The sequence below is a fragment of the Gilliamella sp. LMG 34360 genome, assembly GCF_984568995.1.
In genome coordinates this window covers 1387980-1399389 of record NZ_OZ474900.1, presented here as the reverse complement: position 1 = coordinate 1399389, position 11410 = coordinate 1387980, and the positions used below count along the sequence as shown (strand labels likewise).

At 36.2% G+C, this 11410-nt stretch carries 9 protein-coding genes; 2 read left to right on the top strand and 7 right to left on the bottom strand.

What is annotated here, in order from left to right; translation table 11 throughout:
• Positions 1–153: 153 nt before the first annotated feature.
• The 3 genes from lpdA to aceE are packed head-to-tail and all read right to left on the bottom strand — an operon-like array spanning position 154 to position 5890.
• Positions 154–1578 (bottom strand): dihydrolipoyl dehydrogenase, encoded by a 1425-nt coding sequence (gene lpdA, locus AC5LW9_RS06245; RefSeq protein WP_493456529.1) that lies wholly within the window; start codon positions 1576–1578, stop codon positions 154–156.
• 16 nt (positions 1579–1594) lie between these two features.
• The gene (gene aceF, locus AC5LW9_RS06240) at positions 1595–3211 is read right to left on the bottom strand and encodes a pyruvate dehydrogenase complex dihydrolipoyllysine-residue acetyltransferase (protein WP_493456528.1); all 1617 of its coding nucleotides are present in this window, start codon (positions 3209–3211) and stop codon (positions 1595–1597) included.
• 12 nt (positions 3212–3223) lie between these two features.
• Positions 3224–5890 (bottom strand): pyruvate dehydrogenase (acetyl-transferring), homodimeric type, encoded by a 2667-nt coding sequence (gene aceE / locus AC5LW9_RS06235; protein ID WP_039128263.1) that lies wholly within the window; start codon positions 5888–5890, stop codon positions 3224–3226.
• Between the two features lie 377 nt (positions 5891–6267).
• Between aceE and lipB the strand changes: the two genes are divergently transcribed.
• Both lipB and lipA read left to right on the top strand, forming a co-directional pair.
• The gene (gene lipB / locus AC5LW9_RS06230) at positions 6268–6885 is read left to right on the top strand and encodes a lipoyl(octanoyl) transferase LipB (RefSeq protein ID WP_039128260.1); all 618 of its coding nucleotides are present in this window, start codon (positions 6268–6270) and stop codon (positions 6883–6885) included.
• 18 nt (positions 6886–6903) lie between these two features.
• The gene (gene lipA, locus AC5LW9_RS06225; RefSeq protein ID WP_039128257.1) at positions 6904–7863 is read left to right on the top strand and encodes a lipoyl synthase; all 960 of its coding nucleotides are present in this window, start codon (positions 6904–6906) and stop codon (positions 7861–7863) included.
• 92 nt (positions 7864–7955) lie between these two features.
• Here lipA and AC5LW9_RS06220 read toward each other — a convergent pair whose 3' ends face one another.
• The 4 genes from AC5LW9_RS06220 to AC5LW9_RS06205 form a co-directional block, all read right to left on the bottom strand.
• Complete coding sequence (locus AC5LW9_RS06220) at positions 7956–9158, bottom strand: hypothetical protein (RefSeq protein ID WP_493456527.1); 1203 nt, start codon at positions 9156–9158, stop codon at positions 7956–7958.
• Positions 9158–9430, bottom strand: a complete 273-nt coding sequence (locus AC5LW9_RS06215) for a PAAR domain-containing protein (protein WP_039128253.1) — start codon at positions 9428–9430, stop codon at positions 9158–9160. Before AC5LW9_RS06215 ends, AC5LW9_RS06220 begins: the two co-directional genes overlap by 1 nt.
• Positions 9431–9821: 391 nt before the next feature.
• The gene (locus AC5LW9_RS06210; protein WP_493456526.1) at positions 9822–10526 is read right to left on the bottom strand and encodes a hypothetical protein; all 705 of its coding nucleotides are present in this window, start codon (positions 10524–10526) and stop codon (positions 9822–9824) included.
• Between the two features lie 280 nt (positions 10527–10806).
• Positions 10807–11331 carry a hypothetical protein gene (locus AC5LW9_RS06205; RefSeq protein ID WP_493456525.1) on the bottom strand — a complete coding sequence of 175 codons (525 nt, stop codon included), beginning with the start codon at positions 11329–11331 and terminating at the stop codon, positions 10807–10809.
• Positions 11332–11410 lie beyond the last annotated feature (79 nt).

Genomic DNA, 11410 nt, shown 5'->3' with positions numbered 1-11410 from the left:
TTAAGTAAATGTGTCGTTAATTTGAAAGTAACTTAATAATTAACTTTGGGCTTTTTTATAAGAATGAAATTTAATTAAAATAACGAACAAAATAAAAAAAACCGTCAGAGTAAACTGACGGCAAATTATTGAAGGAAACTTAAAATTAAAATTTTATTTTTTTACTGCTTTTGCATTAGGTAAATCGGTAATAGAACCTTCATAAATTTCAGAAGCTAAACCGATTGATTCATGCAGTGTTGGGTGAGCATGGATGGTTAAAGCAATATCTTCTGCATCACAGCCCATTTCAACGGCTAAGGTGATTTCACCAAGTAATTCACCACCATTCGCACCTACTACGGCACCACCGAGTAAACGATTATCCGCTTTATTAAAAATCAACTTAGTCATACCTTCTGAACAATCAGATGCAATAGCTCGTCCTGACGCTGACCAAGGGAAAATCGCAACTTCGTAATCAATGCCCTTTTGTTTTGCCTCTTTTTCGGTTAAACCAACCCAAGCAACTTCAGGTTCAGTATAGGCAATGGAAGGAATCGTTTTAGGATCGAAGAAGTGTTTTTTACCCGCAATGACTTCGGCTGCAATATGTCCTTCATGTACACCTTTGTGAGCCAACATTGGTTGACCTACAATATCACCTATAGCATAGATATGAGGAACATTGGTACGCATTTGCTTATCCACTTCGATGAAACCCCGATCGGTAACATTTACGCCAGCTTTTTCAGCGCCGATGAGTTTACCGTTAGGAGAGCGACCAATTGCCACTAATACTGCATCATAAGTGTGAGTTTCAGTGGTGCCGTCTTTCTTCTCCATAGTGACATAAATTGCATCGTGTTTTGCTTCAACTGTCGCCACTTTAGTTTCAAGTCTTAACGTGAATTTATTTTGAATCTGCTTAGTAAAGACTTTGATCACATCTTTATCCGCAGCAGGGATCACTTGATCGAGCATTTCAACCACATCAACTTCTGAACCTAAGGCATGGTATACGGTTCCCATCTCAAGACCGATAATTCCACCGCCCATTAATAATAATTTTTTAGGAATGGTGGTTAATGCTAACGCATCCGTTGAATCCCAAATTCGTGGATCATCATGAGGAATAAAAGGTAATTGAATTGGGCGTGAGCCTGCGGCAATAATGGCATTATCAAAAGTAATTTTAGTAATACCTTTGGCAGAAGTCACATCCATAGTATGGCTACCAGTAAACTGAGCGTCACCTTGAATGACATTCACTTTACGCATTTTAGCCATGCCTGCAAGACCGTTAGTCAATTGATTAATGACCTTTTCTTTCCAAGCTCGCACTTTATCCAGTTCTAGCTTTGGTGTACCAAAATGTATACCGTGCGCGGTCAATGATTTGGCTTCATCCATAACTTTAGCAACATGTAGTAATGCTTTAGATGGAATACAACCCACATTTAGACACACACCACCTAAAGTTGAATAGCGTTCAACTAAGGTAACCTCTAACCCAAGATCGGCAGCGCGAAAGGCAGCGGAGTAACCCGCTGGACCTGCACCCAAGACGACAAGTTGTGTTTTAACTTCTTGACTCATAATCTATATTCCCCCACTACATCACTAAACGACGTAAGTCGGATAAAACGTTAACAATATGACTTAGGAAGCGTGCACCATCTGCTCCGTCGATCACTCGGTGATCGAAAGATAAAGATAATGGCAACATTAAGCGAGGTGTAAATTCTTTACCGTTCCAAATAGGTTTCATGCTAGAACGAGAAACACCTAAAATACCCACTTCCGGAGCGTTCACAATTGGCGTGAATGAAGTTGTACCAATTCCCCCTAAGCTGGAAATAGTGAAGCAACCACCTTGCATATCGCTACCCGTTAATTTACCATCCCGTGCTTTTTTAGAGATTTCTGCCAGTTCACGAGAAAGATCAACAATACCCTTTTTATCAACATCTTTAAATACAGGTACTACAAGTCCGTTTGGTGTATCAACCGCTACACCAATATTAATGTATTTTTTGATAATTAGCGTTTGCGTATCTTCAGACAGTGAGCTGTTAAAACGTGGATAAGCTTTTAATGCGCTGGCTACTGCTTTCATAATAAAGACCAGTGGTGTGATCTTAAGGTCGAGTTTTTTCTTCTCAGCTTCGGCATTTTGTTGTTTGCGGAATGCTTCAAGATCAGTAATATCTGATTCATCAAACTCAGTAACATGAGGGATCATTACCCAGTTACGATGTAAATTAGCGCCTGATACTTTTTGAATTTTAGTTAATGGTAAGCTTTCTATTTCACCAAACTTACTAAAATCAACTTTTGGCCAAGGTAATAAGCCAGGTAGAGCACCACCCGCAGCGCCACTCTCAACTTGTTTAACCGCATTTTTAACATACGCTTGAATATCTTCACGTAAAATACGATGTTTTGGTCCTGTTGGTGTGACTTTAGCCAAATTAACACCAAATTCACGCGCTAAGCGACGTACTGACGGTGTAGCATGTGCATAAGCATCGTTTTCAACAAAATCATTACCTGAAGTGGCTGGTACCGTTGCAGATGCAGTAGGCGTTGCAGCAACCGCAGAGACTGGTGCGGATGCAGTTGGTGTTGAAGCTGGAGCAGGATCTGTCGCAGCACTATTAGCCGTAGGTGCCGCTGCTGTAGTCGTTTCAAATTCCATAATTTTGGAACCGGTTTTAACTTTATCACCAACTTTAATGATAATATTTTTAACTACACCGGCAACTGGTGCAGGAATTTCCATTGAGGCTTTATCACCCTCAACCGTTATAATGTTGTCATCAATCGCAACAGTATCACCTACCTTGACTGAAATTTCAGTAACTTCAACCTCGTCGCCACCAATATCAGGAACATTGACATCAACGGTTTGACTCACAGATGAAGTAGTCGGTGTGACTTCAACTTTTGGTGTAGCGGGTTGTGATGCTGATTGTGGCGCTGGAGCAGCAGCGCTGCCCTCTTCATCAAATACCATAATGTCTACACCGGTTTTAACTTTATCACCAACTTTAACAATGATTGATTTTACAATCCCTGCTTGTGGAGCAGGAATTTCCATTGAAGCTTTATCACCTTCTACCGTCATGATGTTATCATCAACAGCAACCTTATCACCCACTTTTACTAAAATTTCGGTAACTTCAACTTCATCATTACCAATATCAGGCAATTTAATTTCAATACTCATTCTTTTTACCTCTTATGCAATACGTGGGTTGAGTTTATCAGCATTGATCTCGAACTTTTTGATCGCTTCTTCAACGACACTTGCTTCAATGTCACCGCGTTTAGCAAGCTCACCTAATGCTGCAATGACAACATAAGAAGCATCGACTTCAAAGTGATGACGTAAATTTTCACGGCTATCACTGCGTCCGAAACCATCGGTTCCTAATACACGATAATTTTCCGCTGGTACAAAGCCACGTATTTGTTCGGCAAATAGTTTCATATAGTCAGTTGAAACAACAGCTGGATTATTATTCATTACTTGCGCCACGTAAGGCACTTTCGGTGTTTCGCTTGGATGTAACATGTTGTAACGTTCACAATCTTGACCATCACGAGCAAGTTCAGTAAATGAAGTGACACTATAGATATCAGAACCAACACCATACTCTTTGGCTAAAATATCCGCCGCATCACGCACATGACGTAAAATCGAACCAGAACCTAATAGCTGAACGGTTGGTTTACCGTTTTGACCTTGAACAGTGTCAAGTTTATAGATACCACGACGGATCCCCTCTTCCACACCTTCAGGCATTGCAGGTTGAGCATAGTTTTCATTTAGTGTCGTAATATAGTAGTAGACGTTTTCTTGATCGCCATACATACGACGTAAACCATCTTGCATAATAACAGCAACTTCATAAGCATAAGCAGGATCGTAAGATACGCAGTTTGGAATCGTTAAAGCTTGAATATGACTGTGACCATCTTGATGTTGTAACCCTTCACCATTTAAGGTTGTTCGGCCTGAAGTACCACCAATCATAAAGCCTCGCGCTTGTTGATCACCAGCTGCCCACATCAAATCACCAATACGTTGGAAACCAAACATTGAGTAATAGATGTAAAATGGAATCATTGGGTAATCATTAGTGCTGTACGATGTTGCCGCAGCAATCCATGATGCTGTTGCACCACATTCATTGATCCCCTCTTGTAGGATTTGCCCTTTTTCATCTTCACGATAATAAGCGACTTGTTCTCTATCTTGCGGCGTATATTGTTGACCATGCGGATTATAAATACCGATTTGACGGAATAGACCTTCCATACCAAAAGTACGAGCTTCATCAGCTAGAATTGGTACTAGACGTGGCGCAAGATCTTTGTCTTTCAACATGATATTAAGCGCTCGTACAAAAGCAATAGTTGTTGAAATTTCTTTAGTTTGTGCTTCAAGTAGTGGAGCAAATTCACTTAAAGGAGGAATTGAGACCGTTCCTGAAAAATGAGTTAATCTTGATGGTACATAACCATTTAAAGCGTTACGGCGTTCATGAATGTATTTATATTCAGGTGTGTGCTCTTCAAATTTAATATATGGTAATTTTTCTAAAGCATCATCTGTAACAGGAATATTGAAGAAGTCACGCACATGACGGACACCATCCATATTCATTTTTTTCACTTGGTGAGCAATATTTTTCGCTTCCGCTGCTTCACCCATACCATAACCTTTGATAGTATGCGCTAAAATAACCGTTGGTCGATCTTTGGTCTCTTTAGCACGCATAAAGGCAGCAAACATTTTAGATGGGTCTTGACCACCACGATTAAGTCTGAAAATTTCTTCATCAGACATATCTTTTACTAATTCTGCTGTTTCAGGATATTTACCAAAGAAATGCTCACGTACATAAGCACCATCTTTTGATTTAAAGGTTTGATAATCACCATCAAGCGTTTCATTCATTAATCTTACTAATTTGCCAGATTTATCTTTTTGTAGGAGTTTATCCCAACGGTCACCCCAAATAACTTTGATAACATTCCAACCTGCACCAGCAAAAACACCTTCTAGTTCATTGATGATTTTACCATTACCGGTAACTGGACCATCTAAACGTTGTAAGTTACAATTGATGACGAATACTAAGTTATCCAGTTTTTCACGAGTAGCTACCGTAATTGCACCTTTAGATTCTGGCTCATCCATTTCACCATCACCTAAGAAAGCATAAACAGTTTGTTCTGTGGTGTCTTTTAGACCACGATGATTTAAATATTTTAAGAATCGAGCTTGATAAATAGCACTTACCGGTCCCAATCCCATTGAAACGGTTGGGAATTGCCAAAATTCAGGGAGTAATTTAGGGTGCGGATATGATGGAAGTCCTTTACCGTGAACTTCTTGGCGGAAATTATCGAGTTGTTCTTCAGTGAGTCGGCCTTCAATAAATGCTCTTGAATAGATACCTGGGGAAATATGACCTTGGAAATAAACTAAATCACCACCGTCTTTGTCATTTCTAGCTCTGAAAAAGTGGTTAAAACAGACTTCGTAAAAAGTTGCTGCTGATTGGAATGATGCCATATGTCCACCAAGCTCTAAATCCTTTTTAGATGCTCTTAACACCATCATAATTGCATTCCAACGCACAATTGAACGAATCCGTCTTTCTATTTCCCAATCACCTGGATACGCTGGCTGTTCTTCTACCGGAATGGTATTAATATAATTACTGGTTGAAGAACCAAAAAGTAAAGGAACTCCTCCTTCTTTTGCCTTATTGACTAATTGTTCAATAATATACTGCGCACGTTCAATTCCTTCTTCACGAATGATTGAATCAAGACTTTTGAGCCAATCTTGCGTTTCAACAGGATCGATATCATTCATTTGCATGTCCGACATATAAAAACCTCTTTTTTGTTTATAAAAATGCAGTATTTGCCATCCTTAGCTACAGCTAAAACTATAACTAACTTTGTAAGCTTCAACTCTGCATTATGGAGCTTTATGGATATAAGTCTGCCATTTTCCAAAAAAAAGTAAAGCAGACAACTGGTTAGAAAAGAATGTTAATTCCTATTAAATTAATCAACTATTTCAATTGTTATGTAAAGAAAAAGATAATTATTTGATATAAATCAAATTTAAGATACATTGAATTGCTAGAACTACTAACATCGGTTATACCTTGTTTACCTATGTGTTGTCAAGCTATAGTAAAATCTGATATATAGAAGTAAATTTACTAAAAATTAAATTTGCATAGAGCAAAAAATAATATGATCACAAACAATATTATAATTAGAGAGTTACATACTCAACCTTACATGCAAACCTATCAAGCTATGCATGATTTTACGCTCAATCGCAATGAACAAACGCCTGATGAAATATGGCTAGTTGAGCACTATCCTGTTTTTACGCAAGGCAGAGTTGGCAAACCAGAACATTTATTACATCAAACAGACATTCCAATTGTCGCAACCGATCGTGGTGGACAAATTACCTATCATGCACCCGGCCAGCAAATTATGTATATCTTATTTGATTTAAAACGTCGTAAAATAGGTATTCGTGATATTGTTAGCTGTTTAGAAAAATGCGTCATTCAAACTTTGGCACATTATGATATTATGTCTTATGCTAAAGCAGAAGCTCCTGGTGTGTATATTGATCACAAAAAGATTTGCTCTTTAGGATTACATATCAAACGAGGATGTACACTGCATGGGCTTGCATTAAATATCGATATGGATCTGGCACCATTTAAAAACATTAATCCTTGTGGTTACGCTGGATTGCAGATGACTCAATTAAAAGAATTTGTCCCACAAATTAACCGTTCTGAATTAAAACAATTGTTGACCAACAATTTTATTAATCTGTTAACAAACTAATCTAATAAGATATCTATTATGCAAAATAATGAAACCATAGTCAGAAGTTCAAAATATCGAGATGCGGATAAAACACGACTCATACCAACCGTTACGTTAGAAGATGCTGCGCCTTTAAAAAAACCCGATTGGATGAAAATCAAAATACCAGTTCATTCCACCAATATTGCGCATATTAAAAGTACGATGCGTAAACATGGATTGCATTCCGTATGTGAAGAAGCGTCTTGCCCTAACTTAGCCGAATGTTTTAATCATGGTACCGCCACTTTTATGATCTTAGGAGATATCTGTACACGACGATGTCCATTTTGTGATGTTGCGCACGGACGACCATTACCTCCAGACCGCGAAGAACCGGTTAAACTCGCTCAAACCATTCAAGAGATGAAATTACGTTATGTGGTAATAACTTCGGTCGATCGTGATGATTTAAAAGATGGTGGAGCTAGCCATTTTGCAGACTGTACTCGCGAAATTCGCGCATTAAGTCCAAATATTAAAGTTGAAACGCTTACACCTGATTTTCGTGGTTGTATCGATAAGGCTGTCGAAGTATTAAGTGATAATCCACCTGATGTATTTAACCACAATTTAGAGAATATTCCGCGGTTATATAAAAAGATACGCCCTGGAGCCAATTATGTAGGTTCACTTAAATTATTATCGGCATTTAAAGAAAAACACCCAGATATTCCGACAAAATCAGGTTTAATGGTTGGACTTGGTGAAACCAATGAAGAGTTAATACAGGTTCTAAAAGATTTACGAACTCACGGCGTAACCATGTTAACACTGGGTCAATATTTACAACCAAGTAAGTATCACTTACCCGTCGAACGTTATGTTTCACCCGAAGAATTTGACGAACTCAAGCAAATTGCCTTAGGTATGGGATTTACTCATGCGGCCTGCGGACCATTTGTTCGATCCTCTTATCATGCTGATTTACAAGCGATGGGAAAAGAGGTGAAGTAAATAAAAACAGTTACCTTATAAAGGTTGCTAATGAACAATGATAAGATAAGCGTTGATACCATTTCATAAATATCATCACTTATCCTTTAAAATTATATCTGATTTGGAAAAGCAACAACAAAAGCAGTCACATTGGGTTTACCGATTAAAACAAGCTGCTTTTTTTTGTTTTCTTGACTATATTCAACCGCTAATGCTAAAGATAACCAATAGGCACAGTTTCTAACTGAACCTATAGAAAAATCGACATCAAAAAAATTATTTAATTTAAATTGAATATCAGTCAGATGCGTCATAATCGATTTATTCTGTTCTTCTGATACTTGGCTTGTCCAAATACCATCATAATCACTTTGATTATCTTCTCCCCACAATAGTGCTTTATCAAGAGTTTCAGTTAATGTTGAAGTTTGTTCACTGCGATGAACTTTTACGGTTCGAGCTTTAAAATCGGATAATAATGGATCTTCTATTGCTTCTTCTCCTGCAAAAAGAATAACTGAAGCAAATTCACCTTCATTTTCGGTTGGTGATTGAAAAAGGTGGGCATTTATCACCAACAATAAATCACTATCATAATCGCTATTATCTAACCATGATTCGATAAATGTGGTGCTTGTTGCCGAATCGTTAATTTCAAAACTGGTTGGTTTAACAAATTTACCAAATGTTTTAAGCCATATCCTTTCTAACTCGTCAGTTGTTATTTGCGTATCAATAAATATACGCACATGTAATTTAAGTTGTGATGATAATTGATTAAGAATCGGTTGGTAATCAGGTAACCAGTTATTAAATAACAATTCAATCCTTTTGGGCATATCACTTGGATAGATATTTTCAGGAACGGTTAAGGAACCATATTTAAAAAATAGACCATTATTACCAACTGGTTTTGTACTTAAGGAGAGTTTACTTTCGGCAACGCCTACACCATTTCCATATTTACCATGACTGGTTTCAAGAGAATGGCTAATAACATATAATCCTCTTTTTGCAAACTCAATCAGGTGTTGATGCTCCCTTTCACAATTATAATTCCATTCTTCAATATAAATATTATTATAAAATCGTATATATATTTTATATACAAAACAAAAAGACCATAATAAAAATGGTGTTATACCTGAGCAACAGATAAACCAAAAATCAGATATACCAAAAAAGTAACCATAACTGAGTGTAGCGATAAACCCGATAAGGAAAAATATTATAAGCAGTGCAAGCCAACGCCATAGTTTGATTTTTCCTTTTTTGGGCAATGGTTTGGGTAAGGATTCAAAATCAATAGCCATCAGCTTTTTCCTACTTCTGGCAGTGAAGAGATTAAGGCACAACCACAGGCAGCATGATGTCCATCTAAGGCGATTTTTTTGCCCTGATCTTTCATTGTTGCTTCACCTTCAACAATTGGGTTTACTCCATGTTTATGTATTGGACAACTGACAAGATCGCCAACACGTGCAATTGGTTTTCCACATACTTTTATCGTTGTTGATCCAGTAATGACTTTACCACCATGATCTGTATCATCCCCTAATCGAATGACGCCTCGATACTTACTCATTTCAAATCCTTGTTTATACTTTCTTTCATCAAAATTTTATAATAGTACATTATTTAACATCGTATTATTTATCTTCAATTATAACCTAACAAATCACCACTATAATATGTTTCGTTACATTTAATTTTATGAACATCATTGAAGTTAGATAAATATTTCAGGTAATTTTACTTATATTTGTATATAAAATCCATTTAACTTCTACTATTTATTTATCACCATTTTGGTTCTATCAACTCACTGATTTTAATTATTATATTTTAATACTAACTTATCAATATAAAGAAATGTTAATTTGGTGCTTTTTGGTTATAGTTATTGCAACTAAAAAGGAGATTTAGCTAAATATTACGGTTATTAATTGGATAATTTTTTATTGTTTATCCGTTAATTATTTTCCAGAGGGTTGCAAAACTCGATAAGATGACGATTCTTGATATATATCACCATTTTTTCCTTTTATATAAGGTAGCTTTTGAGTGTATATAATATCTGGTAAGCGTACGGAAGTAGAACCATATAACGCTTTAAGTTTATCTTGATTGTTAATTACCCATTCCGGAGTGTTAATTACTTGATAATTGATTGTTACTTCAAATTGTGTCTCGTTATTACTATTCTTTCCGAGTTTATTCATTTTTTCGTTCACATCTGTGACTTCAATGACTTTTATCGGTCCATAACAAAAGGCATTATTGTAAATTGTGTCTCCATTTAGTGTTTTGTTAAAAAAAGAATATAGATATTTTTGTCCCAACTCGGTTAAATCATAGTGAAAAAGGCTTTGTTTAGTTTTAACGGGTTGTCGAGTTAATAAGCCTATTTCTGCAAATAAAGGTAAAGTATTTGCTAAATCTTCTTTATTCCAACCCATCCATTTAGTATCTTCCTTTGAGGGAGAAATGTCTGTATAAGGGAATTTTACAGATCCCAAATAAAAGCAAAAATCCCCTTTAACATTGGCTTTTTTGCGAGCACTGTCAAAACCATCTTGTATAACGCGTTTAAATTCCTTTTTATTGTAACAACCTGACAAAGTGTTAATAACTAGAGTTAGGATTATTAATTGGTGAACATTAATTAAGTTAACTTTCATTAGTACTCATTACTCCTTCAAGAAAAAGGTATTTATATAATTTTTGCATTCATACATGACTAGTGGCTGATAATTGAGATTAATTTTTCATAATTTAATCGCTATTAGTGATCAGACTTAATCAATTTATAATGTATACTATCTTCATATAATTTATCTCCTTTACCTACATAAAATGTTACGACATCTCGGTAAGTTTCTTCTGGTAAACTTACTGTTATTGGTTCATATATAGCATTGAGTTTATTTTCCGAATTTAATACCCAATCCGGTACATTAATTACATGATAATTATAAGTAACATAAAAATTGGTTTATTGTAACTATAACCCTTTGCACGCGTATATTCATTTTTTTCGACATCTGTTACACTCTCTACTACTATCTGACCATAACAAAAAGAATTTTCATATATCGGGTCACTTCCGCTTCTATCAATATTTTGATAACGGTACTTTTCCCCTAATTCGGTCACTTCATAATGATAAAGCTCGGGGAGTCCTTCTACCGGCTCACGAGTTAATAAACCAGTCTCTGCGAATAATGGTAACGTTTTTATTAATCTTCCCTTATTCCAAATATCCCACTGAATATCATCTTCTAATACTGGCTCGTCGGTATAAGGGAATTTTACGTCCCCTACATAGTAGCAAAAGTCGCCTTTTAGTTTAGTGCTAGCATGCACTTCGTCCCAACCATCTTTAATTCTTTGCTTAAACTCTTCTTTGTTATAGCAACCCAATAAAGTACTAATAGTTAAAACCATAATTATTAATTGGCTTATTTTAATTAAATTTAATTTCATTAATTTTTGTTGCCTTCCTAAAAAAAACTCAGCCATATAGTTTTTGCATTCATACATGACCAATTGCTGATAATTGAGA

Excerpts from the sequence above, each read along its gene's own strand:
- lpdA (WP_493456529.1), bottom strand. The coding sequence starts at position 1,578 with ATGAGTCAAGAAGTTAAAACACAACTTGTCGTCTTGGGTGCAGGTCCA.
- aceF (WP_493456528.1), bottom strand. The coding sequence starts at position 3,211 with ATGAGTATTGAAATTAAATTGCCTGATATTGGTAATGATGAAGTTGAA.
- aceE (WP_039128263.1), bottom strand. The coding sequence starts at position 5,890 with ATGTCGGACATGCAAATGAATGATATCGATCCTGTTGAAACGCAAGAT.
- lipB (WP_039128260.1), top strand. The coding sequence starts at position 6,268 with ATGATCACAAACAATATTATAATTAGAGAGTTACATACTCAACCTTAC.
- lipA (WP_039128257.1), top strand. The coding sequence starts at position 6,904 with ATGCAAAATAATGAAACCATAGTCAGAAGTTCAAAATATCGAGATGCG.
- AC5LW9_RS06220 (WP_493456527.1), bottom strand. The coding sequence starts at position 9,158 with ATGGCTATTGATTTTGAATCCTTACCCAAACCATTGCCCAAAAAAGGA.
- AC5LW9_RS06215 (WP_039128253.1), bottom strand. The coding sequence starts at position 9,430 with ATGAGTAAGTATCGAGGCGTCATTCGATTAGGGGATGATACAGATCAT.
- AC5LW9_RS06210 (WP_493456526.1), bottom strand. The coding sequence starts at position 10,526 with ATGAAAGTTAACTTAATTAATGTTCACCAATTAATAATCCTAACTCTA.
- AC5LW9_RS06205 (WP_493456525.1), bottom strand. The coding sequence starts at position 11,331 with ATGAAATTAAATTTAATTAAAATAAGCCAATTAATAATTATGGTTTTA.